Annotated in this window: 21 protein-coding genes; 9 read left to right on the forward strand and 12 right to left on the reverse strand. The window is 71.3% G+C overall.

Annotated elements, in window-relative coordinates; translation table 11 throughout:
• Positions 1-159: 159 nt before the first annotated feature.
• Positions 160-1,038: a hypothetical protein gene (locus ACFZDE_RS31120; RefSeq protein WP_391205526.1), complete on the reverse strand. Its 879-nt coding sequence runs from the start codon at positions 1,036-1,038 to the stop codon at positions 160-162.
• A 172-nt stretch (positions 1,039-1,210) separates the two neighbouring features.
• Here ACFZDE_RS31120 and ACFZDE_RS31125 point away from each other — a divergent pair, with 172 nt between their 5' ends.
• Positions 1,211-2,656, forward strand: a complete 1,446-nt coding sequence (locus tag ACFZDE_RS31125) for a glyceraldehyde-3-phosphate dehydrogenase (protein WP_391205529.1) — start codon at positions 1,211-1,213, stop codon at positions 2,654-2,656.
• Positions 2,657-2,704: 48 nt separating this feature from the next.
• On the opposite strand, the gene ACFZDE_RS31130 is transcribed toward ACFZDE_RS31125, so the two are convergent.
• On the reverse strand, positions 2,705-5,878 hold the full coding sequence (locus tag ACFZDE_RS31130; protein WP_391205532.1) for an RICIN domain-containing protein: 3,174 nt from the start codon (positions 5,876-5,878) through the stop codon (positions 2,705-2,707).
• Between the two features lie 211 nt (positions 5,879-6,089).
• Positions 6,090-6,263 (reverse strand): CsbD family protein, encoded by a 174-nt coding sequence (locus tag ACFZDE_RS31135; RefSeq protein WP_078615249.1) that lies wholly within the window; start codon positions 6,261-6,263, stop codon positions 6,090-6,092.
• 146 nt (positions 6,264-6,409) lie between these two features.
• Here ACFZDE_RS31135 and ACFZDE_RS31140 point away from each other — a divergent pair, with 146 nt between their 5' ends.
• Complete coding sequence (locus ACFZDE_RS31140) at positions 6,410-7,054, forward strand: hypothetical protein (RefSeq protein WP_391205536.1); 645 nt, start codon at positions 6,410-6,412, stop codon at positions 7,052-7,054.
• Between the two features lie 10 nt (positions 7,055-7,064).
• Here ACFZDE_RS31140 and ACFZDE_RS31145 read toward each other — a convergent pair whose 3' ends face one another.
• Complete coding sequence (locus tag ACFZDE_RS31145; RefSeq protein ID WP_391205539.1) at positions 7,065-8,747, reverse strand: hypothetical protein; 1,683 nt, start codon at positions 8,745-8,747, stop codon at positions 7,065-7,067.
• A gap of 136 nt (positions 8,748-8,883) precedes the next feature.
• Here ACFZDE_RS31145 and ACFZDE_RS31150 point away from each other — a divergent pair, with 136 nt between their 5' ends.
• Complete coding sequence (locus ACFZDE_RS31150) at positions 8,884-10,263, forward strand: GH1 family beta-glucosidase (protein ID WP_391205542.1); 1,380 nt, start codon at positions 8,884-8,886, stop codon at positions 10,261-10,263.
• Positions 10,264-10,272: 9 nt separating this feature from the next.
• Here the strand turns inward: ACFZDE_RS31150 and ACFZDE_RS31155 are convergent, their stop codons facing one another.
• On the reverse strand, positions 10,273-10,764 hold the full coding sequence (locus ACFZDE_RS31155; protein ID WP_391205545.1) for a hypothetical protein: 492 nt from the start codon (positions 10,762-10,764) through the stop codon (positions 10,273-10,275).
• Entirely contained in the window at positions 10,761-13,151 is a 2,391-nt protein-coding gene (locus tag ACFZDE_RS31160) for a molybdopterin-dependent oxidoreductase (protein WP_391205547.1), read from the reverse strand. The genes ACFZDE_RS31155 and ACFZDE_RS31160 overlap by 4 nt, the downstream gene beginning before the upstream one ends.
• Positions 13,152-13,383: 232 nt before the next feature.
• On the opposite strand from ACFZDE_RS31160, the gene ACFZDE_RS31165 reads away from it, so the two are divergent.
• Positions 13,384-14,211: an SAM-dependent methyltransferase gene (locus ACFZDE_RS31165; protein WP_391205550.1), complete on the forward strand. Its 828-nt coding sequence runs from the start codon at positions 13,384-13,386 to the stop codon at positions 14,209-14,211.
• A gap of 54 nt (positions 14,212-14,265) precedes the next feature.
• Here the strand turns inward: ACFZDE_RS31165 and ACFZDE_RS31170 are convergent, their stop codons facing one another.
• Entirely contained in the window at positions 14,266-15,180 is a 915-nt protein-coding gene (locus tag ACFZDE_RS31170) for a Scr1 family TA system antitoxin-like transcriptional regulator (protein WP_391205553.1), read from the reverse strand.
• A 135-nt stretch (positions 15,181-15,315) separates the two neighbouring features.
• Entirely contained in the window at positions 15,316-15,546 is a 231-nt protein-coding gene (locus ACFZDE_RS31175; RefSeq protein ID WP_391001442.1) for a DUF397 domain-containing protein, read from the reverse strand.
• A 205-nt stretch (positions 15,547-15,751) separates the two neighbouring features.
• Here ACFZDE_RS31175 and ACFZDE_RS31180 point away from each other — a divergent pair, with 205 nt between their 5' ends.
• The 5 genes from ACFZDE_RS31180 (at position 15,752) to ACFZDE_RS31200 (ending at position 21,974) form a co-directional block, all read left to right on the forward strand.
• Entirely contained in the window at positions 15,752-16,360 is a 609-nt protein-coding gene (locus ACFZDE_RS31180) for an ATP-binding protein (protein ID WP_391001909.1), read from the forward strand.
• Positions 16,361-16,388: 28 nt separating this feature from the next.
• Complete coding sequence (locus tag ACFZDE_RS31185; protein WP_391001439.1) at positions 16,389-16,925, forward strand: hypothetical protein; 537 nt, start codon at positions 16,389-16,391, stop codon at positions 16,923-16,925.
• Positions 16,926-17,093: 168 nt separating this feature from the next.
• A complete protein-coding gene (locus ACFZDE_RS31190) occupies positions 17,094-19,829 on the forward strand; it encodes a SpoIIE family protein phosphatase (protein WP_391205556.1) in 2,736 nt (911 codons plus the stop codon).
• Positions 19,830-19,957: 128 nt separating this feature from the next.
• Positions 19,958-21,322, forward strand: a complete 1,365-nt coding sequence (locus ACFZDE_RS31195; RefSeq protein WP_391001434.1) for an FAD-dependent oxidoreductase — start codon at positions 19,958-19,960, stop codon at positions 21,320-21,322.
• Between the two features lie 157 nt (positions 21,323-21,479).
• Entirely contained in the window at positions 21,480-21,974 is a 495-nt protein-coding gene (locus ACFZDE_RS31200) for a lamin tail domain-containing protein (RefSeq protein ID WP_391205559.1), read from the forward strand.
• A 78-nt stretch (positions 21,975-22,052) separates the two neighbouring features.
• Here the strand turns inward: ACFZDE_RS31200 and ACFZDE_RS31205 are convergent, their stop codons facing one another.
• Genes ACFZDE_RS31205 through ACFZDE_RS31220 form a run of 4 tightly spaced genes read right to left on the reverse strand, consistent with a single transcriptional unit; the run spans position 22,053 to position 24,312 of the window.
• Positions 22,053-22,427: a hypothetical protein gene (locus ACFZDE_RS31205; RefSeq protein ID WP_391001428.1), complete on the reverse strand. Its 375-nt coding sequence runs from the start codon at positions 22,425-22,427 to the stop codon at positions 22,053-22,055.
• Between the two features lie 60 nt (positions 22,428-22,487).
• Positions 22,488-23,009 carry a roadblock/LC7 domain-containing protein gene (locus tag ACFZDE_RS31210; RefSeq protein ID WP_391001425.1) on the reverse strand — a complete coding sequence of 174 codons (522 nt, stop codon included), beginning with the start codon at positions 23,007-23,009 and terminating at the stop codon, positions 22,488-22,490.
• A gap of 38 nt (positions 23,010-23,047) precedes the next feature.
• Entirely contained in the window at positions 23,048-23,887 is an 840-nt protein-coding gene (locus ACFZDE_RS31215) for a hypothetical protein (protein ID WP_391205562.1), read from the reverse strand.
• Positions 23,884-24,312: a hypothetical protein gene (locus ACFZDE_RS31220; protein ID WP_391205565.1), complete on the reverse strand. Its 429-nt coding sequence runs from the start codon at positions 24,310-24,312 to the stop codon at positions 23,884-23,886. Before ACFZDE_RS31220 ends, ACFZDE_RS31215 begins: the two co-directional genes overlap by 4 nt.
• Positions 24,313-24,506 lie beyond the last annotated feature (194 nt).

Genomic DNA, 24,506 nt, shown 5'->3' on the forward strand with positions numbered 1-24,506 from the left:
AACACGAGCGGTTCAAGAAAACGAACGGTTCAATTTTGGTGTCGGGCGTGGAACCTTTGCGGGGCAGGCTCCTTGCACGCTGTGAGCTCGGTCACAGCCGTCATGATGGCGCCCCGGCGGGCTCCGGAGGACGCGCACCGGCCCGTGTCGGCCTGCCGCTCACGCGTCCGGCGTTGACGACGTCAGCCGTTCGAGCCGGGCGGCGGCCGTCGCGGCCTTGCGCCGGGCTTCGCGGGCCCGGCGCTCGGCCGTGCGCGAGCGCTCCCGGGCGGCCCGTTCGGCGAAGCGGGCCTGCTGGTGTTCGCCCCTGGCCTGTTCCAGTTCGCCGGTCAGTTCCCCGACGCGTCGCCCAAGGCCCTCCGCCCGCTGCTCCGCCTCCGCCGCCTCCTGGTTCGCGGCGGCCGCCTCGTCCTGGAGCTCCCGCAGCTCGCGCTCGGCGGCCTCGGCGGCCTCCCGCGCCTCGGCGAGCTTGCGGCGCTGCTGCTCGCTCGCCTTCTTGCCCGGGCGGGAGGGGGCGGCCGCGGGCGCGGGGTCGGGGCGCCGTGGCCGGGCACCCTCGCCGGTGGCGGGGAAGCCGACGGCCGCGCTGAGCGGCTTGGCCAGACGGCCGCTCGCCCAGGCCCGGGCGGCCTCGGGGTCGGCCAGGACGGCGTGCAGGGTGTTCTCGACCTCGCGCTGCACGCTCTCGCCGATCGGGTGGCCGGCCTCCTGGGCGAGCTGCCGGGCCTGGAGGGACAGAGCCCGGATCAGCGCGTGCTGCCGGCGGCTCAGCTCGCGCAGCTGCGCGCCGTCCAGGTCCTGGTGGGCCTGCCGCAGCCCCTCCCCCAGGCGCAGCAGCGGCTCGACCTCCCCGGGGCTGCCGCGGACCAGGAGATTGCTGACCCAGGCGGCGAGGCTGGGTTTGCGCAACGCGCGGATGCGCTCGGCGAGTTCGCGGTCTCCGGCGGTGCGGGCGGAGGCCATGGCGGAGGCCCGGGCGGCGGTGAACTCCTCCGGACGCAGGGCGTACAGCTCGTCGGCGACGGAGTCGTAGTCCATGGGCGCCCCTTTCGCATGGAAGATCCGTTTTCGATCGTCTCAAGCCCTGGCCCGCGGGGCGCGCGGAGGGACCGCGGACAGGGGACGGGAGGCACCCCAGGAGGCACCCCCTTCGAGGTCGAGGAATCGACGGTTTAACATATGAGCGCCGCCTAGCTCGAAAGATGGACTCGTGACTGTCAACGACGACTCGTTCACCAACTGGAAGATCCGCGAGGAGATCGCGGAGTCGATGATCCCGATCATCGGGAAGCTGCACCGTGAGCGGGACGTGACCGTCCTGCTGCACAGCCGCTCCCTGGTGAACAAGTCGGTGGTGAGCATCCTCAAGACCCACCGTTTCGCCCGGCAGATCGCCGGCGTGGAGCTGTCGGTCACCGACACCCTGCCGTTCCTGCAGACCCTCACCACGCTCGACCTCGGCCCCTCCCAGATCGACATCGGCCTGCTCGCCGAGGCCTACCAGGCCGACGACAGGGGCCTGTCGATCGCGGAGTTCACCGCCGAGGCCGTCGCCGGTGCGACGGGCGCCAACAAGATCGAGCGCCGTGAGGGCCGGGACGTCGTCCTCTACGGCTTCGGCCGCATCGGCCGGCTCGTGGCCCGCCTGCTCATCGAGAAGTCCGGCTCGGGCAACGGCCTGCGGCTGCGGGCCATCGTCGTGCGCGGGGGCGGTGAGCAGGACATCGTCAAGCGTGCCTCGCTGCTGCGCCGCGACTCGATCCACGGCCAGTTCCAGGGCACGATCACCGTCGACGAGGCGAACAGCACGATCGTCGCCAACGGCAACGCCATCAAGGTGATCTACGCCAACGACCCGTCCGAGGTCGACTACACGGCGTACGGCATCAAGGACGCCATCCTCATCGACAACACCGGTAAGTGGCGCGACCGGGAGGGCCTGTCGCAGCACCTGCGCCCCGGTATCGACAAGGTCGTGCTGACCGCTCCCGGCAAGGGTGACGTGCCCAACATCGTGCACGGCGTCAACCACGACACGATCAAGCCGGACGAGCAGATCCTGTCCTGCGCGTCCTGCACCACGAACGCGATCGTGCCGCCGCTGAAGGCGATGGACGACGAGTTCGGGGTCCAGCGCGGCCACGTCGAGACGGTTCACTCGTTCACCAACGACCAGAACCTGCTGGACAACTACCACAAGGCCGACCGCCGCGGCCGGTCCGCGCCGCTCAACATGGTGATCACCGAGACCGGTGCCGCCTCCGCCGTCGCCAAGGCGCTTCCCGAGCTCAAGGCGCCGATCACCGGCAGCTCGATCCGCGTCCCGGTCCCGGACGTCTCGATCGCGATCCTCAGCCTGCGGCTCGGCCGTGAGACCACCCGCGAGGAGGTCCTCGACCACCTCCGCGATGTCTCGCTGACCTCGCCGCTCAAGCGCCAGATCGACTTCACCACGGCTCCCGACGCCGTCTCCAGCGACTTCATCGGCTCGCGCCACGCCTCGATCGTCGACGCGGGCGCCACCAAGGTCGACGGCGACAACGCGATCCTCTACCTGTGGTACGACAACGAGTTCGGCTACTCGTGCCAGGTCATCCGCGTCGTGCAGCACGTCTCCGGCGTGGAGTACCCGACGTACCCGGCCCCGGCGGTCTGACCCCGGAAGACGAGAGCGCGGGGCGTGCGGGCCCCGCGCTCTCGTGTGTCACCGGCGGCTCAGCGCGATCCGGTACTCCCGTGTCCGTGAGCCGTCTTCGCTGCTCACGGTCACGATGTGCGCCCTCTCGCCACCGGCCGTGTCCCGCCGGACCGTCACCTTCGCGTAGGGGTCACGCGGGGTAGCGGTGATCTCGGCGCGGTCCGGGCGGTCGACCGCCACCCGGTAGTCCGTCCGGTCCGGTTCGAAGCCGCTCAGAGGCTTGCCGTCCACCGCGATCGACGCGGCCGCGGCGTCGGCGGAAGCGCCGGGCCCCTTGGCGAAGACCTCGATCTCCCCGAGGGTGATGTAGCCGCCTGGACGGGCCGTCATCACCACGCGCACCCCCGTGACCGGGCCGGTGGCACGCACGGGGACGTCGGCCACAGGCGTGCCCTCGGTGCCGACGGCGACCTGGTCGCTCGCGTCGGACCAGGTGCCGTCGGCGCCGCGCACCTGCACCTTGAGGGACTGCGCGAAGCTGACGTTGGTGCCGTCACGGTGGAAGTGCGTCACGACCCGGGTCAGATCGCGTGCCCGCGGCAGCGTGAAGGTGATGGTGTCGGACGGGTTCTTCGTGCCGGACCTCCAGTTCGACCAGGCCTTCTCGGAGGTGGTGCCGTTGCGCAACCCCTCGGCGGAGTAGCCGCCCTCGGTGTAGCTCGCGCCGGCCGTGACGCCCTCGTCGCGGGCCGCGTTGGTCTCCTTCGGCGCGGTGACCTGGACGCGTGCGGTCGCCGCCGCCGTTTCCCCGCCGGGTATCCGGGCCGTGCCGCGCAGGGTCACCACGCCGGGGTCGTCGAACGAGCCCTCGGGGGCGGTGTCCCAGGTGACCGGGAGGTCGGCCGTCCCGCCGTGCCGTCCTACGCCGGTGACCGTGGCGGGCAGGCCGGGCCGCCCTCCGGTGTAGGTCTTGGCGCGGGCCGGGAGGGTCGAGGCGATGGTGTCCACGGTGACGACCGCCTCGGCCGGCACGGTCCGGCCCAGGGCGTCGGTGGCCCGGCCCTTCACCCGTACGGTGCCGGGCTTGCGCCAGCGCGACTCGGAGGGCAGCGTCCACTCGACGGGGAGTGCGCCCCGGGCGCCGTCGCGGAAGACGGGCGTCACGGTGCCGGGCAGTTCGGGGGCGCGCCCGGGGACGGTGAACGCCGCCGCGGGCCGGGTGCGCAGGACGGTCTCGTCGATGACGCCCCAGCGCTGGTTGGCGTTGGACGTCGGCAGGTACGCCGAGACACGCGCGCCGTCCGCGGTCGACTGGTCGACGACGTCGAGGAGGCGGCCCGTCACGGCGTTGACGAAGGTCCAGGTGCCGTCGCCGGTGGTGGACATGATCCACTGTGCGGCCGGGGTGTCCTCGTCCTCCAGTACGGCCTCGTTGTCGCGTACGGCCAGGCGCTTGCCGTCGGCAGCGTTGACGAGGGCGTAGCGGTCGCGGTTGCCCTCGCCCCGGGTCAGCCGCTGCACGCGCCACAGCTGCGCCTCGGCGGCCGGGTCGGACGTACGGATGACGACGCCGTCGCCGTCGGTGGACGGGGTGAGGGACTTGCCGCTCTGGGCGCCCTGGAGGCGGTAGGTGTGGCCGGGCTGGACGAGCGCGGCGTCCTTCGCGGTGCCGGAGACGCCGTCGACCAGGAGGGTGGTGACCGACTTCGCCGGGACGGTCACGGTGGCCGAGCCGTCCTCGACCCTGACGGGCTTGCCGCGGACGAGTGCGCCGGTGGCGCTGGTCACGACGGGGGTCACGGTGGCGCCCGGGGCGACCCGGCGGAACTTCGACAGGTCCAGGGTCACCGCGCGCGGGGTCGTGCCGTTGTTGACGTGCACGACCGTCGCTCCGCGGCCGGACTTGCGTACGGCCGCGACGCTGGAGGGGTCGTCGGCCTTGACGAAGTGGTCGCCGGGGTGGATGTGGTGGGTGAAGTTGCGCAGGGTGTGGAACTTGGTGTTGGCCTTGACCGGGCAGGTCTCCAGGGTGTCCGTCGAGGTGCAGTTGAACGGGATGTGGATGCTGCCCCAGTTCTTGCCGGCCTGGGCCTGGGGGATGGAGTCCTCGATCGGCTGCCACAACACCCAGGCGGACGGCTCCAGTTCACGCATGTCCTCGACGATCCGGGTGGCGATACCGAGACCCGGTTCCATGCCGGTGAAGTCGGTGCCGGTCCCCCAGGTGCCCTCGACCTCGCTCATCCAGAACGGCTTGTCCGCCGCCTTGGCGCTGTCGCGGGCGCTGGTGCGCATGCCGGTGCCGTAGGTGTGCACGTTGAGCTGGTCGACGGCGTCCCGGGCGGATGGGTCGTAGGCGTTCCAGTTGCGCACGAAGGTGCTGGGGTTGGTCTCGTCCATCGCGGAGATCGTGGCGCGGGTCCGGGCCTTCTTCAGCGCGCGGTGCAGGGCCAGGACGACCTTCTGCTGGAGTTCGGGGCCGGCGTGCGCGCCCTCCTGGCGGCCGCCGGTGGGCTGTCCGTCGGGGCCGATCTGGGTGCCCCAGTAGTTGGTGTTGGGCTCGTTGAGCGGGGCGATGGTGTCGAACCTGATGCGGTGCTTCTTCTCCAGCTGATCGGTGACCTTGACCAGGTAGGTGGCGAAGTCGTCGACGCGGTCCGCCCGTATCTGGTCGGTGTTGGCGTCGAAGCCGCCGGAGACGTAGCCGCTGACGGTCTGGAACCAGGGGGGTGAGTTGCTGAAGGCCTCCCACTTGGTCACCTTGCTCTTGACGCGGTCGACCCACCAGCGCTGGCCGGCGTCGGCGGACCAGTCCCAGTGCCCGGGGTCGTCCGGGTTCCACCAGTCGGTGTCCTCCCTGGTGGTGCCCGCGGGGGCCTTCCAGAAGCCGTCCATCGTCGCGCCGGTCTTCATGTAGTCCTTGCGGACGTCGGGGGCGTTGCCGCCGCCGATGTTGTAGCGCGCGATGTTGAGGCGGAGCCCGTCCTTCCCGAACAGCATGTCGGCCAGCTTCTGCCGGATGGGTTCGGGGTAGCGGCCGGTGATGTTGGCGAACCAGACGAGGCTGGTCCCCCACCCTTCGAACTCCTGCTGCCGGTAGGACGGGTCGATCCGTACCGTCACCGCGCTCGCGGGCGGGTCGGCGGCAGCGGCGGGGGGCACGGTCACGAGGCCCGCACCGAGGACCAGGGGAGTGGTGATCGCCAGTGCCGTCCGGGCGAGGCGATGTCTGCTGGACATGGATTCCCTTCGGGAGCGAACAGAACCGCGCAGAATCAATCGAGCTTCCCGAATGTTTTAGGACGGCAATCAACACGTCAAGAGGTGGAGCGAGTTGAGAACCCCGGCGGGGACGCACAGCACGCGGGGCGGGCGGATCCGCCTGGATCCGCCCGCCCCGGTAGGGCGGTGTGCCGCGTCCCCCCACGGGACCCGGCACACCCATGTGACCTCAGTGCTTGAAGACGTCCTTGGTCTTCTCCTTGGCCTGTCGGGCGTCGCCCTTCGACTGCTCGGCCCGGCCCTCGGCCGTCAGGCGCTCGTTGCCCACCGCACGGCCGATCGTCTCCTTGGCCTTGCCCTTGGCCTGCTCGGCCTTGGCCTTGCCCTTCTGATCTCCAGCCACGGTTCGCTCACTCCACGTCGTGTCCGACTACGGGGTCACCGCACGAGTGACCGTGAAAGGGCAGCTCAAACGTGCCGCGGGGACATCCGGTGCGTGAGATCCTGTGCCCTGATCATGATCAGCGTGACGAGCCCGGAGGACGGCGCATGACCATCAATCGGCCGGGACTGCCCGGGGACCTTCCGTCGGCCGAGGTGCTGTGGGCGCGCTGGGCGCTGATCGCCGTACTGGAGGCCACCGAGAAGGGCGAGCAGCAGCGCCACCACCGCACGGGCGTCTGGGTGGACGACGAGGGGCTCCACCTCGACGACGCCGGCTGCACCTGGTGGGGCCTCGCGTCCCGGGGCGAGGGGCGGTACGTGCTCTTCGGCGAGGACGAGTCGAGCGGCGTCAAGTGGCACCGGCCGCCGGTCGACATGCTGGCCGGAGCACCGGACTGGCTCCCCCACGAGCAGCTGAAGGAACTGGTCAGCGGGTACGAACTCGGCTGCGTCTACTGGTACAAGGACGGGGCGTGGGCCCGCGCCCCCTACCCCGGCACCCTGAGGGACGACGGTCTCGACTGCGGGATGAGCCGCTTCACCGACCGGGCCGATCTGCTGCGCACCCTCGCCGACGAGGATCACGCCGCGACATCGGCCCAGGACGCGCAGGCCCTGCTGGCCCACGCGGAGAGCCGCCGCCTGACCCCGGAGCTGCTGCTGTCCCTGACCGCCGGTACCGGCGGGCGGCAGCAGGACCGGCCGGCGATGACCAGGGCGCTGGAGCGGGCGGGCCTGTACCGGCCGTGAGCCGCCGAGGTCAGGAGCAGCACCCGTCGGCAGGCTGCGGACCGGACGCGGTGTCCAGGCGGCAGTAGCAGGACGCGTGGATCGGTACGTCGGCCAGCGCGCTCGCGAGCTTGAGCCGGTGGGCCACGAGCGCCGCCTCGCCGGTCTTGCCCGTACGGAGCAGGCACTCGTGGAAGCCGTGCAGGGCCCAGACGTTGTCGGGGTGCTGGAGCGGGCGGGGCAGGGTGTCGTCGAGGCCCAGGTCGGCCCGGTAGACGGCTTCGGCCTCCGCCACGCGCCCCTGTTCCAGCAGCAGCGCGCCGTAGGCGTGACGGGTGGGCTGCATCCAGCCCCAGGGCTCGTCGTAGGGCAGGTTGTCGTCCAGCTCGATGGAGCGTTCCAGGGCGGCGAAGGCGAGGTCGTAGCGGCCCCGGCGGTACTCGAGTTCGCCGTCCAGCATGGCGGAGGCGATGGCGAGGATGTCCGCGCAGGTGTTGTTGAACAGCATCCGGGTCTCGGGCACCCGGCCCACCGCCGCGCGGAACAGCTCGCGTTCGGTCTCCGCCCGCTCGGTCTCGCCGGTCGCCGAGAGGGCGACGCCCCGGGCGTAGTGCCGCATGGCGACGGTCGTGGCGTAGAGCTCCGGGTCGGTGGGGGCGGGCAGTTGGAGGATCTCGGCCCAGCGGCCGAAGCGGATCAGGACGTGGACGCGCATGGCCAGGAACGCCTCCAGCCAGTCGGCCATCGGAGGGCTCTGGACGCGCAGCAGGTCCTCGGGGATGGTGGCTTCGAGCTGGGCGGCGGTGTCGAGGGCGACCTGGGCCTGCCCGAGGAACATGGCGCCGTAGATCTTGAAGTGGTGGTTGTGCGCCCGGTACAGGGTGTAGAAGTTCATCGCGCCGGACCGCCGGTGGTACTTCTCGTCGGCGGCGATCGCGTCGCTGTTGGCGGAGACCACCTGGCGGTAGTCGCCGCACAGGACGTCCAGATGTGACGGCATGTGCAGCAGGTGCCCGGCGTCGGGCACGAGCCGCCGCAGCCGGTCGGCGACGGGGAGGGCCTGCTCCGGCGTCGGGGACATCTCCATCAGATGGATGTACAGGTGCAGGATCCCCGGGTGACGCACACCGGCCTCGGTGGCGAGGGCGCCCTCCAGCACGGCCCTGGCCTCGGTGGTCCGGGCCCCCTCGGCCGGCTGCCCGGTCTTGAGGTCCCACAGCTGCCAGGGGGTGAGGTTCATCGCGGCGTCGGCGTGAAGGGTGGCGATGTCCGGGTCGTCGGGCGCCAGTTCGTAGACGGCGCGCATGGCGTCCGCGTAGGGCTCGTTCCACACCGAGCAGTCCTCGACGGCCCGCGACTGCGGGTAGCGGGCCCGCAGGGCGCCGATCAGGGCCCGCTCGACCGGGGTGGCGCGGGCGGCCTTCTCATGGGCCTGTTCGACGGCTGCGTGCGTGCGGGCGACGGTTTCCGCCAGTTCCTCGCCGTCGAAGAATTCCCAGGGCTTGTTGTAGTTCGGGCCGAGCGCGTAGGCGAGGCCCCAATAGGCCATCGCGCACTCGGGATCGACCTCGGCCGCCTTCTCGAAACAGGCGACCGCTTCCTCGTGGTGAAAGGCGTACGTCCACATCAGAGCGCGGTCGAACCAGAGTTGAGCCTCGGCGGAGGAGGTGGTGACGGGACGGCTGTAGGTGCCGAGATCGTAATAGTCGCCCATGATCTTCTCCCGGGACAAGCGGCCGGAGCCGCGAGAACAGCGGTTGCGGACATTCCCTCGCTTTCCGGCTGATTCTCGCATTTCCAGGTCGGCGGCTCACGCGGTGTCGAGGAGCGTGGTGGGCATGGTTGAGTGCATGACTGACTTTCCGAGTTTTCCGCCCGGCTTCGTGTTCGGGGCCGCGACCGCCTCGTACCAGATCGAGGGGGCGGTGCGTGAGGACGGGCGCGGGCCGTCCATCTGGGACACCTACAGCCATACCCCGGGGCGGGTGGCGAACGGGGACACCGGTGACGTCGCCTGCGACCACTACCACCGGTATCCGCAGGACGTGGCGCTGCTGCGCGAGCTGGGCGTGGACTCGTACCGGTTCTCGATCGCCTGGCCACGGATCGTGCCGGACGGTTCCGGCCCGGTGAACGTCAAAGGGCTGGACTTCTACTCGCGGTTGGTCGACGAGTTGCTCGCGGCCGGGATCGAGCCCGCCGCCACCCTCTACCACTGGGATCTTCCGCAGGCCCTGGAGGACGGCGGCGGCTGGCGGGTGCGGGAGACCGCGGAGCGGTTCGGCGCGTACGCGGCCGTCGTCGCGGAGCACCTGGGTGACCGGGTGCCGCGCTGGATCACCCTCAACGAGCCGTGGTGCAGTGCCTTCCTCGGCTACTCCGTCGGCCGGCACGCCCCCGGCGCCCGCGAGGGCCAGGGCGCGCTGGCGGCCGCCCATCACCTGCTGGTCGGGCACGGCCTGGCCGTACGGGCGCTGCGGGCGGCCGGGGTGCGCGAGGTGGGCATCACCCTCAACCTCGACCACCACCTCCCCGCCACCCGCTCCCCCGCCGACGAAGCGGCCGTGACCCGGGCCGACACCCTGCACAACCTCGTATGGACCGAGCCGATCCTCCGGGGGCGCTATCCGGCCACGGAGGAGGAGACCTGGGGTCCGTTGATCACCGGTCAGCGCTTCCGCCGGGACGGCGACCTGGAACTGGCCTCCCAGCCGCTCGACTTCCTCGGCATCAACTACTACCGGCCGATCGTGGTGGCCGACGCCCCGTATCGCGAGAGCGACCTGGCGCGGCGCGTCGCGACGGACAACCGGTACGAGGAGGTACCCCTGCCCGATGCGCGGCGCACCGCCATGGGCTGGGCCGTCGCCCCGCACACCCTCACCGACCTGCTCGTGGAACTGAGGGAGCAGTACGGCGACGCCCTGCCGCCCGTCCACATCACCGAGAACGGCTCGGCGGAGGACGACGAGGTGAGCCCCGACGGGGCCGTCCACGACGCCGACCGGGTGGCCTACCTGCGCGACCACCTCACCGCGCTGCGGGCGGCGATGGAGGCCGGTGTGGACGTGCGCGGCTACTACGTGTGGTCACTGCTGGACAACTTCGAGTGGGCGTTCGGCTACGGCAAGCGCTTCGGAATCGTCCGCGTCGACTACGCCACACAGCGGCGGACGCCCAAGGACAGCTACCACTGGTACCGGTCCCTGATCGCCGCGCGGCGACGGTGACGCACCCGATCAGACACCGGCCAGGAGCTGCGGGGCCAGGATCTTGATCATCGTGTTGGTCCAGCGGAGCTGGCGGAGCGTCTGTGGGTGACAGTCGCCGGCCAGCGCCAGTAGCCGCTCGTCCCGGGTGGCCTGTGCCACCTGGGCGAGCATCTCCCAGTGGAGCGAGTTGCGTGCGGCCTCCAGGTGCAGGTCGCGCAGGTCGTGCAGCAGGAGCAGCCCGGCCTCGGGGCGCCGGCCGAGGGCTTCCGAGGCCTTCTGCCGGGGCGCGGCGAGCGCTCCGGGCGAGGGGTGGTCGCGGGGGCCGGACAGGTCGAGGCCGTGGTCGCGCCCCGCGTCGGCGAGCCGGAGGGCGTGTTCGCGGGACCAGCGGGCGATGTCCAGGGCGACGTGGTGGAACTCGTGGTCGGCGCGGTGCCGTGCGGCTGCGGCCAGCAGGTCCTGTTCCAGGTCGCGTTCGCCGTCGTGGAGGAGGCGCAGGGTGATGCCGGTACCGGTCATGAGCCGCTCCTCGCCGTGTCGGGCCGTGCCGCGCCGCCGTCGGCGCGGCGGGCGACGAGGGTGACGCGGGCCGCGCCGGCCTTGAACAGGGGCTGCTTGGACACCGGGTCCCAGTCGGTCACGGTGATCTCGTTGGCCGCGCGGCCCGGGCCACCGTCGGGTGGGCGGTGACCGGCCGGGGTGTCCCAGTAGCCGTAGTGGAAGGGCAGGAACACCATGCCGTCACGGATGGCGGTGGTGCGCAGCCGGGCCCGGACCGTCCCGCGCGCGGTGGTGATCCGCACCAGGTCGCCGTCGGCGAGTCCCTGGGCCGCCGCCTCGGCGGGTGAGATCTCCGCCCAGACCTCCGGCGCCGCGGCGTTCAGCTCCGGGGCGCGGGCGGTCTTCGTCCGGGTGTGGAAGTGGTACACCGTGCGCCCGGTGATCAGCTGGAGGGGGAACTCGGCGGAGGTGTCCTCGTGGGGCGGCAGATACTCGGCTGCCTTGATGACCGCCCTGCCGTCCGGGTTGAGGGACCGGTACTCGACGGGCTCCACGCTCGCCCCGGTGATCATGTCCCGGCCGTAGCTCTCGCAGACGTCGGGATGGGCGAAGTCGATGCCCTCGGTGTAGAGGCGCGCGGTGCCGTCGGGGGTCTCGTCGGTGCAGGGCCACTGGATGCCACTGCCGCCGCGCAGCCGCTCGTAGCTCAGACCCGTGTAGTCGCAGGGGCGTCCGGCGCTGCACCGCTGCCAGGCGGCGAACGCCGACTCGGGGTCGGTCCAGGTGATCAGCGGTCCGTCGTCCTGGTCGCGGAAGTCCATGCGGGCGGCGAAGTCGAGGAGGATGTCAAGGTCGGGGCGGGCTTCGCCGGGCGGTTGTACGGCCTTCTCCGACAGGTGCACGGTGCGGTCGGCGTTGGTGAGCGTGCCGGTCTTCTCGCCCCAGGTCGCGGCGGGCAGCACCACGTCGGCGAGCTGCGCGGTCTCGGTGAGGAACAGGTCCTGGGCGATGACGAAGAGACGCTCCTGGGCGAGGATCGACCGGATGCGGGACAGCTCGGGCAGGGACACGGCCGGGTTGGTGCCGGTGATCCACAGCATCCCGATCGAGCCCTGCTCGGCGTACCGGAAAATCTGCATCGCGTGGGTGGGCGGGGCGTAGTGCGGGATGGACTGCGGGGTCACGTTCCACACGGCGGCCAGGTCGGCCACGTGCTCCTCGTTCTGCCAGTTCCGGAAGCCCGGCAGGTCGCCGTCCGCACCGCATTCACGGGTGTTCTCGGCGCTGGGCTGGCCGTTCATCTGGAGCAGTCCGCAGCCGGGGCGGCCCAGCATGCCGCGGATCAGATGCAGGTTGTTGACCTGGACGGCGGCCGCGGTGGCCTGGTGGGACTGGTAGACGCCCTGGAGGACGGTGGACAGCAGCCGCTCGGCGCTGCCGAGGATCTCGGCCGCCCGCTCGATCTGGGCGGCCGGCACGTCGCAGATCCCGGCCGCCCACCGGGGCGTGCACTTCTCGACCATGGCCGCGAGCTCGTCGAAGCCGACGGTGTGCGCGTCGACGTAGGACCGGTCGACGCGGCCGGTGCGGACGATCTCGTGCAGCAGCGCGTTGAGCAGCGCGACGTTGGTGCCCGCCCGGGGAGCGAGGTGGACGTCGGCCCGCCGGGCCACGTGAGTGTGGCGCGGGTCCACGCACACCAGGCGGGGCGGCTCGCCGCCCTCCAGGCGGTCCAGCAGGCGCATCCACAGGACCGTCTGCGTCTCCGCCATGTTGTGCCCGAACAAGGCGACGGTGTCGGCGTGGTCGATGTCCTCGTAGGAGCCGGGCTGCCCGTCGCAGCCGAAGGTCTCCTTCAGCGCCTCGGCGGCCGTCGCGGTGCAGAGCCGGGTGTTGCCGTCCAGGTGGTTGGTGCCGATGCCGGCGCGGGCGAGGACGGCCAGGGTGTAGTACTCCTCCAGGAAGAGCTGCCCGGTGGTGTGGAAGGCGATCGAGCCCGGGCCCTTGTCGTCCAGCAGCCGGCGGGTCCGGGAGGTGATCCGGTCCATGGCGGTGTCCCAGTCGCACTCCACCAGCCGGCCGGCCTCGCGGATCAGCGGCCGGGTGAGCCGGTCCGGGGACGCGTTGGCCTGCCAGCCGTAGAGGTCCTTGGGACCGAGGCGTCCGCGGTTCACCCGGTCCGCGGCCCGGCCGCGCACCCCGACGATGCGGCCCTCGCGCACCGCGATGTCCATCGCGTCGCCGTTGGAGTGCAGCAGCGAGGCGGCCTGCACCCATCGCTCCACGTCCTGCTCGCCGAGCCCCGCCGCCAGGTGGGTGTCGGTCCGGGACGGCCAGGACGTACCGGGCTCGTAGGGGGTGCGCGAGCCCCAGACGTCCGCGATCCGGTCAGCCGGGGTGTCCACGGCCCCACCTCCCACACAGGACGACACTGCCGTCTGCGGGTACCCGCCCGTACGCGGGTGACACAAAGGTTATGAATGGTTGTACACGGTATATAAGCGGCGGGGCGGGCTGTCATCTTGTCGTTCGATCGTGGGCAGCTTCGCCAGTGGGCTGGCACCCTCCAACTCCCGCTCCCTAGGATGTACTTCCTGTCCAGCCAGTCCGTTGACGCGGCACCTTGCAGGGGGAACGATGCACTCCGAGAAGCAGCTGTCCACCGAGATCGACGCGAACGTGCCGACGGCAGCACGCATGTACGACCACTACCTGGGCGGCAAGGACAACTACGCGGCCGACCGCGCCGCGTGTGAGGAACTCGACAAGGTCGCGCCCAGCACGCGCCGCCTCGCCCTGAACAACCGGCGCTTCCTCCAGCGCGTCGTGAAGACCCTCTCCGAGGACTACGGCATCCGGCAGTACCTGGACCACGGATCCGGCCTGCCCACGCAGGACAACGTGCACCAGGTCGCCCAGCGCATCGACCCCACGACCCACGTGGTCTACGTGGACAACGACCCCATGGTGCTGGTCCACGGCCGCGCGCTGCTGGAGCAGGACGAGCGCACCACCGTGATCCACGCCGACATGCGCGAGACCGACCTGATCTTCGGGCACGCCGACACCAAGCGGCTGATCGACTTCTCCGAGCCGGTGTGCGTGCTGTTCAACTCGGTCTTCCACTGCATCCCGGACAGCGACACGGACGGACCGCTCGCGGTGGCCCGCCGCGTGCGGGAACGACTGGCGCCCGGCAGCTTCATGGTGATGTGCCAGCTGGTCAGCGAGGACCCGGAGGTCCGGGCCTTCGTCACCGACTTCATGGACCAGGCGACCCAGGGCCACTGGGGCCGGGTGCGCGAACCGAAGGACGTGGAGACGTACTTCGAGGGGCTGGAGATCCTGGAGCCGGGGCTGGTGGAGGTGTCCACCTGGCGCCCGGACACCGAGGTGGCGCCCCGTCAGCTCACGCACGAATGGATCGAGTTCGGCGGCGTCGGGCGGATCCCCCTGGAGAAGTGACCGCTTCGATGCCTCGCGCGGGACGACTTCCGTGCCGCGCGAGGCATCCGTGCGTCACGGGTAGCGCTGCTCCATCGTCCGGCGCAGCAGCTCCATCGAGTCACGGGGCTTGAGCGCCTCGTCCGCGAGCCGGTCCAACGCGATCCGGTACTCCTCGGTCTCGTCGCGGTCCTCGAGGAAGTTCGCGCTCTTGATGTGCTCCAGGTAGACCACGTCGGGAAGGTCGAGGCCGCCGAAGCGCAGATACGTGATCGGAATGGCCGGTGCCGAGGCGTTGGTGACGTTCAACGGCACGATCTGCAGGGTCACGTTGGAGAGGCCGGCCATCTCGACGAGGTGCGCGAGCTGCTCCCGCATGACCTCGGTGCTGCCCAGGACGCGCAGCAGCACGGACTCGTCGATGATCGCCCACAGCTGCGGGGCGTCGGCCCGCGACAGCAAACGGGCCCGGTGCCTGCGCAGTTCGACCCGCCGCTCCACCTCACCGGCCGGCGCGTTGGGCAGGCCGCGCTCCACCACCGCCTTGGTGTAGGCGGGGGTCTGCAACAGGCCGGGTACGTACTGGATCTCGAAGGTACGGATGGTGGCGGCGGCTTCCTGCAGTCCGACCAGCCGGTCGAACCACTCGGGCATCAGCCGCTTGTCGTACCGCTGCCACCAGCCCGGCTCCCCGGCCCGCTGCAGCAGCTTGAGCAGCACGGAGGCCTCGTACTCGTCGGTGCCGTACAGCTCCAGCAGGGCGCGGACGTCGCTCTCCGTCGGCGGGCGGCGGCCCTTGCCCGACTCGATGCGGGACAACTTCGCGGCGCTGAATCCGACAGCGCGCGCCGCCTGGTCCTGGGCGAGCCGGGCGTCCCCGCGGAAGCCGGCGAGCTGCACACCGACCAGCATCTTCAGCAGAGTCGGCGCGGGCTCGGGCCTGTCCAGGTAGGGTTCCAGACGGGAGATGCGATGCGACGCGGCGGACATCCTGACTCCCAGCAGACCGGCACAAGGGCGACTAACACTATCGCACTTCACCGGGCCTTCACGCATCCGCCCGCAGCGCCCCCGCAGAAGTGGGGAGTTGGGCTCCGCTTCGCCCTCAGGGCGCGGACAGCACCCTCACAGCAGGTGGTCGAACTCGCCGTCCTTCGCCCCGGCCAGGAAGGCCGCGATCTCCGCCGATGTGTAGACCAGGGCGGGGCCGTCGGGGTCGCGGGAGTTGCGCATCGCGATCCCGCCGTCGACGAGGGAGGCGACTTCGACGCAGTTGCCCTCGGCGTTGCTGTGCCGACTCTTCATCCAGCAGGCTTCCAGCGAGCTTGCCTGCACTCCGTTCCGCACTGATGGCACCGCAGTCTCCTTGCTGTTCTCGTTCCCCGCCGCGCAGGTTGCGCCGGCCGGCTCTCCGGGCACGGCCGCGTCCCTTCGACCGAACTCGTCCCGGCTTGCGTACCCACAACGGCTGGATTCTCACGCAATTTCTCGTGCAATTGCACGCGAGCGCCTTCAGCGTGGATAATAGCCGTGGCGTCAACCCCCGGGCGGACGCCGCGTCCTGACGTCGCATCGGGGAGATGCCGTGTCATCACCTGCGCAGCACGTGCTCCGGCCGCCGAGTGGGGCTGCGGCACACACAGGCGCTCCCGCGGCGGACCGGCCCTCACCGGCCGACCCGTACCCGGCTCCGTCGTACGGCAGCCCACCCTCGGTGCCGGCGACACCGCCACAGTTCGCGGGAGCCCTGTCCGCCTCGACCGTCCTGCGCGTCGAGTGCAGCCGGGAGGGGTTCGCACGAGCCCGGACCTTCACCCGCGACACCCTGCACGGCTGGTCCCTCGACCACCGCTGCGACGACGCCACGCTCGTCATCACCGAACTCGCCGCCAACGCCGCGACGCACGCGGCGCGAAGATGCCCTGGTGTGCCGGAGATCCGGCTCGGCTTCCTCCTGGATCCGACGCACCTGCTGGTCACCGTCGCCGACGCCGACGACCACCCGCCCGTGCACACCCCGGCCGGCGTTTCGCTGGACGAGCACGGCCGGGGGCTCTGCATCGTCGACGCCCTGTCCGAGGAGTGGGGCTGGGCCCCTACTCCCCCTGCGGGCAAGACGGTCTGGGCCAGGTTGTCGACCCGGCCCGCCACACCCTGCCCACCCATCTGACCCGACTCCCGCGGAAAGGCCCCTCGCCATGCGCAGCGCTTCGACGGAACACCCGAGCAGCGAGCGCCCCGACGCCCTGCCCGGAGCGGCCCGCGAGACGCCCCTTCCGGCACTGGACCGCGTGCCGTGGGGCGAGATCCAGGACTCCACCGGCTCGGCGGCGGCCATCCCCCATCTGCTCGACGGCATCGCCCGGGGCGACGCCGACACCGCCCGCTCCGCCCTCGACGACCTGCGGAAACGGATCTGCCAGTTCGGTTTCGTCGTGGAACAGGCCACCGCGGCCACGGTTCCGTTCCTGTGGGAGCTGGCGCAGCAGCCCCAGGTGACCTGCCGGGCCCAGATCATCGGGCTGCTCAAGAGCATCGCCGACGCCCGGCAGTGGGAGAGCACCGCGGCCGTCTATCCGAAGCTGCTCAACCACCGGGAGAATCCCGTGGTGTGGGAGCGTGCGGCGCGCCAGGCGGTGCGGGCCCGGCGCGACGAGCTCGGCCGGCTGATGGCCGACGAGGACGGCGAGATCGCCCGGGCCACGACCGAACTGGCACGCTCACTGGGCGCCTGAGCCGGTCGCGCCCTTCTGTCGTCCGTGTGCGTCGCGCCCTTCTGTCGTCCGTATGCGGTGGGCGGGGAGCCCGGTGACGCCCGCAGACGTGACGAAACGGTGAGAACCCCCTGCCACCATGGGTGATGCCCCTCGCCTCGCGGGGCCGGGCAGTGTAGACATGGGCACATGGTCCGACTCTTGGGTCGATCCGGGACTCGATCGCCCCTGCGGCCCGGCGCTGCGCCGTCCACACGGCAGCGGCGGGAGGCGGGCTCGTCACGGTGGCAACCGGTGGCGGGGCTGCGGTCGGTGCTGGGCGGACGCAGCGTCGCCGGACAGGTGTTCCTGCTCGTCGTGGTGATCGTGCTGCTGCTGGTCGTGGCGGCCGTGGTGGCGCTGGTGCTCCAGGTACGGCACGACACGACGCAGGAGGCCCGCAACCGCTCGCTCGCCGTCGCGGAGACCTTCGCCAACGCGCCGGGCACCGTCGCGGCGCTGCGGAGTCCCGACCCCACCGCCGTACTCCAGCCGCGCGCCGAGGCCGCCCGTGAGGCGTCGCAGGTCGACTTCATCGTCGTCATGAACACCGACGGGATCCGTTACACCCACCCCAAGCCGGACCGGATCGGAAGGAAGTTCGTCGGGACGCTCGCCCCGGCGCTGGCCGGGGAGTCGTTCACCGAGGAGATCGAGGGCACGATCGGCCCGCTCGTCCAGGCCGTGGTACCGGTGGAGGGCCCGGACGGCCGGGTCGTGGGGCTGGTCTCGGCGGGGATCACGACCAAGAACGTCGGCGGCACCGCCGACCGTCAGCTGCCCCTGGTACTCGCGGCCGCGGCGATCGCGCTCGCCCTGGCGACAGCGGGTGCCGCGCTGGTGAGCCGGCGGCTGCTGCGCCAGACCCACGGTCTCGGGCCGCACGAGATGACCCGGATGTACGAACATCACGACGCCGTGCTGCACGCCGTCCGCGAGGGCGTGCTCATCGTCGACGACGGGGGCACGCTGCTGCTCGCCAACGACGAGGCGCACCGGCTGCTCGCGCTGCCCACCGACGCCGAGGGCCGGCAGGTGCGCGGCCTCGGTCTCGACCCTGGCATCGCCGATCTGCTGGCCTCGGGGCGCGTGGCCACGGACGAGGTGCACCTGGTCGGGGACCGGCTCCTCGCCGTGAACCAGCGGACCACGGACCGTGCGGGCGTGCCGCCCGGCAGCGTGGCCACCCTGCGCGACTCCACGGAGCTGCGGGCGCTGTCCGGGCGGGCCGAGACCGCGCGCGAGCGGCTCAACATGCTGTACGACGCCGGGGTCGGCATCGGGACCAGCCTGGACGTGACCCGCACGGCCGAGGAACTCACCGAGCTGGCCGTGCCCCGGTTCGCCGACTTCGTGACCGTGGACCTGTTCGACGCGGTGCTGGGCGGTGGGCAGCCGACCGCGGCGGCGGCGCTCAGCCGGACGGCGGTGAGCGGGATCCGCAAGGACGCGCCGCTCTACCCGGTGGGCGAGCGGATCCGGTTCGTCGAGTCCTCCCCTCAGGGCCGCAGTCTCGCCACGGGCGGCCCGGTGCTGGAGCCCCGGCTCGGCGAGGCCCCGGGCTGGCAGGCCCAGGACCTGGAGCGCTCCGCGCAGATCGTCGCGTACGGCATCCACGCGCTGATCACCGTGCCGCTGCGGGCGGGCGCCCTGGTGCTCGGCGTGGTCAGCTTCTGGCGCTACGAGAAACAGGAGCCCTTCGACACCGACGAGCTGGCCCTGGCCGAGGAGCTGGTCGCGCGGGCCGCCGTCTCCATCGACAACGCCCGCCGCTACACCCGTGAGCACAGCATGGCGGTGACCCTCCAGCGCAGCCTGCTCCCGCGCAGCCTGCCCGAGCAGGGGGCCCTGGAGATCGCCTACCGCTATCTGCCCGCGACGGCGGGGGTGGGCGGCGACTGGTTCGACGTGCTGCCGCTGTCGGGGGCCAGGGTGGCGCTCGTGGTGGGTGACGTCGTCGGTCACGGGCTGCACGCGGCGGCGACGATGGGCCGGCTGCGTACCGCGGTGCACAACTTCTCCGCCCTGGACCTGCCGCCCGAGGAACTGATCGCCCTGCTGGACGAGTTGGTGGGCCGCATCGACCAGGACGAGACAGAGGACGAGGGCAGCGCCCCGGTCACCGGCGCGACCTGTCTCTACGCGGTCTACGACCCGGTCTCCCGGCGCTGCACCGTCGCGCGGGCCGGGCATCCCCCGCCGGCGCTGATCCACCCCGACGGCACGGTGGAGTTCCCCGACGTGCCCGCCGGTCCCCCGCTGGGGCTCGGTGGCCTGCCGTTCGAGACGGCGGAGCTGGAGCTGGCGGAGGGCAGCCGGCTGGTGCTGTACACGGACGGGCTGATCGAGGACCGGGAGCGGGACATCGACGTCGGTCTGGAGATGCTGCGCGAGGCGCTGGGCCGGGCCGACGCGTCTCCGGAGGACACCTGCCGGGTCGTGCTCGACTCGCAGCTCACGGCCCGTTCCAGCGACGACATCGCGCTGATCGTCGCGCGGACCCGGGCGCTGGCCGCCGACCAGGTCGCCGAGTGGCCGGTGCCGGCCGATCCCGCGGCCGTGGGCGAGGTGCGAGCGGCGGTCAGCCGGCAGCTGGGCGAGTGGGGCCTGGAGGATCTGACGTTCAGCACCGAGCTGATCCTGAGCGAGCTGGTCACCAACGCGCTCCGCTACGGCGGCGGGCCGATACGGGTACGGGTGCTGCGCGACCGCAATCTGATCTGCGAGGTGTTCGACACCAGCAGCACCTCACCGCACCTGCGGTACGCGACCATGACGGACGAGGGCGGGCGGGGTCTGTTCCTGGTCGCGCAGCTCGCGGAACGCTGGGGGACGCGCTATCTGCCCGCGGGGAAGGTGATCTGGGCGGAGCAGCCCCTGCCATAAGCAGTACTGGGGGCTTGCCATAAAGTAGCCTTATGAGCTCATAGACCGGACCCTCGTACCGACTTAGGCTTGCCTTAGTTTAGGCTTCCCGTCGAGATCGCTTGTCGCCGCTCGAAGGGAACCTGACCATGCCCCGCCCCCTGCGGGTAGCCATCGTCGGATCCGGCCCCGCCGGGATCTACGCCGCCGACGCCCTGCTCAAGTCCGAGGTGGCCGCCGAACCCGGTGTGTCCATCGACATCTTCGAGCGCATGCCGGCGCCGTTCGGACTGATCCGCTACGGCGTCGCCCCCGACCACCCGCGGATCAAGGGCATCATCACCGCCCTGCACCAGGTGCTCGACAAACCGCAGATCCGGCTCTTCGGCAACGTCGACTACGGCACCGACATCGGTCTGGACGACCTGCGCGCGTTCTATGACGGTGTGATCTTCGCCACCGGCGCGACGGCCGACCGGGCGCTTTCCCTGCCGGGCATCGACCTCGACGGCTCGTACGGCGCCGCCGACTTCGTGTCCTGGTACGACGGCCACCCGGACGTGCCGCGCACCTGGCCGCTGGAGGCCGAGAAGGTCGCCGTGCTCGGCGTCGGCAACGTGGCGCTGGACGTGGCGCGCATCCTGGCCAAGACGGCGGACGAGCTGCTGCCGACCGAGATCCCGGCCAACGTCCACGAGGGTCTGAAGGCCAACCGGGCCAAGGAGATCCACGTGTTCGGCCGCCGCGGCCCGGCGCAGGCGAAGTTCAGCCCGATGGAGCTGCGGGAGCTGGACCACTCCCCCAACATCGAGGTCATCGTCGACCCCGAGGACATCGACTACGACGAGGGCTCGATCACCACGCGGCGCGGCAACAAGCAGGCCGACATGGTGGCGAAGACCCTGGAGAACTGGGCGATCCGCGACACCGGCGACCGGCCGCACAAGCTCTTCCTGCACTTCTTCGAGTCCCCGGTCGAACTCCTCGGCGAGGACGGCAAGGTCGTCGGCCTGCGCACCGAGCGCACCGAGCTGGACGGCACCGGCAACGTCAAGGGCACCGGCACGTTCCACACCTGGGACGTGGGCGCGGTGTACCGCGCGGTGGGCTACCTGTCCGACAAACTCCCCAAGCTGCCCTGGGACATCGACTCCGGCACCGTCCCGGACGAGGGTGGCCGGGTCATGCAGGAGTCGGGCGAGCACCTGCAGTCCACGTACGTCACCGGCTGGATCCGGCGCGGCCCCATCGGCCTCATCGGGCACACCAAGGGCGACGCCAACGAGACCGTGGCGAACCTGCTGGACGACTACCGCAACGAGCGGCTGCACACGCCCGCCGCCCCCGCCCTGGAGGCCGTGGACGCGTTCCTCGCCGAGCGCGACATCCGCTTCACCACCTGGGACGGCTGGTACCGGCTGGACGCGGCGGAGAAGGCCCTGGGTGAGCCCGAGGGCCGCGAGCGCGTGAAGATCGTCGAGCGCGAGGACATGCTGCGGGCCAGCGGCGCCTGACGCTTCACACCCGGCGTCCCACAACCCGCGGGGCGGGTTCGGTGGCAATGTCACCGGACCCGCCCTGCCGCGTATTTGAGCCGTGTACGATCCGGATGCTTCACCGAACCATCACATCGCCTTCACGTGAAGGCCATGCAGGGGGGACGAACGTCCAATGCGTATACGCCTTGTCGCCACCACCGCCGTCGCCGCCGGGGCCCTGACCGCCCTGTCGGCGGTTCCGGCCCAGGCCGCCGAGTACAACTCCGCGCTGAAGATCCGGGGCATCCAGTACGACGCTCCCGGGAGCGACTCCAACCGCTGCTCGGGCGGCAACACCGCCCAGGAGTACCTGACCATCAAGAACTATTCGCGCTCCACGACGGTGAACCTCAAGGGGTACGTCGTGAAGGACGCCGCCGGTAACAAGTTCACCTTCACCGCGAACCACACCCTTCAGCCGGGCGACTACGTGAAGCTGCGCGGCGGCAACGGCGCCGACTCCGACGCGAAGAACGTCGTCTACCGCGACAGCTGCAACTTCATGTGGAACAACGACAAGGACACGATCTACGTGTACAAGTCGTCCGGCAGCCGTGCCGACGTGCACTCCTACACCCGGAGCGGCTCCGACCCGGACCGCAACGGGTACATCACGTACCACGGCTGATCCCCCGCCACACCCGCGGCGTGCCGGGGCCCTCCGCGACGTGTTGCGTGGCGGAGGGCTCCCGTCCGGTGTGCGGTCTCAGACCTCCAGGTCGGTTTCGATACGGCGCAGTTGGTGGCGGGCCATCGCGAGGTTGGCGCGGCTCGCGTCGAGCACGAGGTAGAGGAAGAGTCCGCTGCCGCCGCGGCCCTTCAGCAGGCGGATCAGGTGGTACTGGGAGTTCAGGGTGATCAGGATGTCCTCGATCTCCTCCTTCAGCCCCAGGTGTTCCATGGTGCGCAGCTTGGACCGCACGACGTCGGTGTTGCCCGCGGCGGCGACTTCGAGGTTGAAGTCCTTGCCGCCGCCGAGGGTGCCGAGGGCCATGCCGCTGGTGTAGTCGACGAGTGCGACGGCCGTGGCTCCGTCGATGGAGCTCAGGCATTCCTTCAGCGCGGTCTCCGTGTTGGCCATGCGCTCGGTTCCTTTCCTTCGGTCTTCTACTTCGGTGGTGGGTCAGGAGGTTCGGGTGGCTCAGCTGCCGGTCTGCGGGCGCGGCTGGTGCGTGGGCCGCTGCGGGGTGCGTACCGGGAGGGTGCCGATGGGCCGGTCGAGGGCCGGGGCCGTCGTGGCGAGGTGTTCCTCGGGCGCCGGCCGCTCCGCGTGACGGCCGGTGCCCGGGCCCACGCGTGTGGCCAGCAGATCGGCGATCCGGGCTCCGCTGCGCCGGCCTTCGAGGTGGAGGCGGCCGACGTTGACACGGTCCTCGGCCAGCAGGGTGAGCACGGCGGTGGTTCCGGCGGCGTAGGTGGCGACGTAGCCTCCGGAGCCGCGCACCAGCAGTTCGCGGAAGTCTCCCCGGGAGGCGGCGTCGGTCATGCGGTAGGCGACGCCGAGGGCGGCGGCGGTGAGCGCCGCGAGTCCCTCGGGCTCGGTGTCGGGCACGTCGTGGGCGAGTACGAGTCCGTCGACGGTGGCCGCGAGGGAGCCCGTCAGCCGGGGTATGCGGGTACGGAGCCGACGCAGTTCGTCCAGGACGTCGGTCTCGACGGCCATGAGCAGTCTCCTTTCGGCACGCTGTCTTCGCGCGCGGATCACAGTGCCTCCAAGGCGTGCAGGAGCCGTCGCAGCAGTGCGGTGTCGGGCTCGTCCGGTGCCGGGGGACGAGGGGCGGGGCCCGGCTCGGCGGACACGGTGGCGGGGGCGGACGCTGGGGCTGGGGACGGTTCGGGGAGCGGCGGGGGCGAGGTGGCCGCGCCGACCGGAGCCACCAGGCCGGCCGCGGCCAGGCGGCGGAGTTCCACGAGGGTGTGGAAGGTGCGGCAGGCGAGGGCTGCCGCGATCTGGGCGGCGGTACGGACACCGTCGACCTGGGCGAGGGTCCGGCCGCGACGGGCCGGCAGATCGGTGGCGTCCGGCCCGGGCACCCGGGCGAGCGGCGCCCGGTCGACGGAGGGTTCGGGCCATATGCGGTGCAGCAGTTCGCGGCGGCGTCTGGACTCGCGCAGGACGGTGTCCACCGGCACGGACCGGACCGCGCCGAGCCAGTGCGCTGCTCCGGGGCGGAACCGGAGCGGCGGCCCGTCGTGGGCGAGGACGAAGTACGCCGCGTCGAACAGGGCGCCCAGATGGCACAGTTCCAGCGCGCCGGCGGCGAGATGACCGCTGTCCACCAGTTGCCGCCCGACCCGGCAGCGGCGGCCTGCCTGGTCGATCGCCTCCCACCAGCCGTCCGGGGCGAGCGCACCGCTGTGGGTGAGCAGGTCGCCGAGGTCGGGTGTGACGGCGGATTCGACATGGACGACGTGTCCCGCGGCGAGGTAGACCATGCCCGTCTCGGTGGACAGGGCACCGGTGGCGCCTTGTTCCGCGAGCGTGCCGAGCAGGGCCGAGGCGGACTGCTCGGTGCACGGTGTCGGGGTCGATGTCGTCATCCGAGCACCAGCCGGTCCGCCATCTCGGCCAGCCGTATGCGGGCCAGCGCCAGGTTCCCTTCCTCGCGGTCGAGCCATAAGTGCACGAACACGGTGCTGTCGAAGGTCGTGGTGACGAACCTGAGCAGGTGGTACGAGTCGGCGTTCGTGATGATCAGGTCCTGTACGGGCGGTTCCTTGCCGGAGGCCCCGCCGAGGCCGCCGGTGGAACCACCGCTGTCGTCGCCGCCGGCGAGGGCGAGGACGCCGCTCTCGGTGGCCAGCCGGGCGAGTTCGGCGGTCTCCGCCGCCGTGGCCTCCGCGTCACCACCGGGTGCGTCACCCACCGCGCCCAGTGCGAGACCACTGATCCAGTCGACCACCGACGCCCCTCGAGCACCTGGCAGCCGCATGGCCTCCAGCAGACTCTCGTCGATTCCGGGCACGCCCAACCCCCTCCCCCTGCACGGCCGTTCCCGCGAACGTGAGCACGAGACTACGGTGGGTGCTCGGCGCAGGTGAACGCTTTGGCATTTTCCAAAGGAATGTGCAGCGGAGTGCGCAGAGGGGCCTGCGAGATCGATCCGAAGCGGGCAGAAGCGAGTCGAAACCTGTGACCAGGGCAGGATCAGCGCGCCCC

Origin of the sequence: Streptomyces sp. NPDC007929, from assembly GCF_042959065.1 — a bacterium.
In the GTDB taxonomy this organism is placed as follows: domain Bacteria; phylum Actinomycetota; class Actinomycetes; order Streptomycetales; family Streptomycetaceae; genus Streptomyces.

Excerpts from the sequence above, each read along its gene's own strand:
- ACFZDE_RS31200 (WP_391205559.1), top strand. The coding sequence starts at position 21,480 with ATGCGTATACGCCTTGTCGCCACCACCGCCGTCGCCGCCGGGGCCCTG.
- ACFZDE_RS31120 (WP_391205526.1), bottom strand. The coding sequence starts at position 1,038 with ATGGACTACGACTCCGTCGCCGACGAGCTGTACGCCCTGCGTCCGGAG.
- ACFZDE_RS31210 (WP_391001425.1), bottom strand. The coding sequence starts at position 23,009 with ATGGCCGTCGAGACCGACGTCCTGGACGAACTGCGTCGGCTCCGTACC.
- ACFZDE_RS31185 (WP_391001439.1), top strand. The coding sequence starts at position 16,389 with ATGCGCAGCGCTTCGACGGAACACCCGAGCAGCGAGCGCCCCGACGCC.
- ACFZDE_RS31205 (WP_391001428.1), bottom strand. The coding sequence starts at position 22,427 with ATGGCCAACACGGAGACCGCGCTGAAGGAATGCCTGAGCTCCATCGAC.
- ACFZDE_RS31195 (WP_391001434.1), top strand. The coding sequence starts at position 19,958 with ATGCCCCGCCCCCTGCGGGTAGCCATCGTCGGATCCGGCCCCGCCGGG.
- ACFZDE_RS31130 (WP_391205532.1), bottom strand. The coding sequence starts at position 5,878 with ATGTCCAGCAGACATCGCCTCGCCCGGACGGCACTGGCGATCACCACT.
- ACFZDE_RS31150 (WP_391205542.1), top strand. The coding sequence starts at position 8,884 with ATGACTGACTTTCCGAGTTTTCCGCCCGGCTTCGTGTTCGGGGCCGCG.
- ACFZDE_RS31215 (WP_391205562.1), bottom strand. The coding sequence starts at position 23,887 with ATGACGACATCGACCCCGACACCGTGCACCGAGCAGTCCGCCTCGGCC.
- ACFZDE_RS31155 (WP_391205545.1), bottom strand. The coding sequence starts at position 10,764 with ATGACCGGTACCGGCATCACCCTGCGCCTCCTCCACGACGGCGAACGC.
- ACFZDE_RS31140 (WP_391205536.1), top strand. The coding sequence starts at position 6,410 with ATGACCATCAATCGGCCGGGACTGCCCGGGGACCTTCCGTCGGCCGAG.
- ACFZDE_RS31165 (WP_391205550.1), top strand. The coding sequence starts at position 13,384 with ATGCACTCCGAGAAGCAGCTGTCCACCGAGATCGACGCGAACGTGCCG.
- ACFZDE_RS31170 (WP_391205553.1), bottom strand. The coding sequence starts at position 15,180 with ATGTCCGCCGCGTCGCATCGCATCTCCCGTCTGGAACCCTACCTGGAC.
- ACFZDE_RS31145 (WP_391205539.1), bottom strand. The coding sequence starts at position 8,747 with ATGGGCGACTATTACGATCTCGGCACCTACAGCCGTCCCGTCACCACC.
- ACFZDE_RS31190 (WP_391205556.1), top strand. The coding sequence starts at position 17,094 with ATGGTCCGACTCTTGGGTCGATCCGGGACTCGATCGCCCCTGCGGCCC.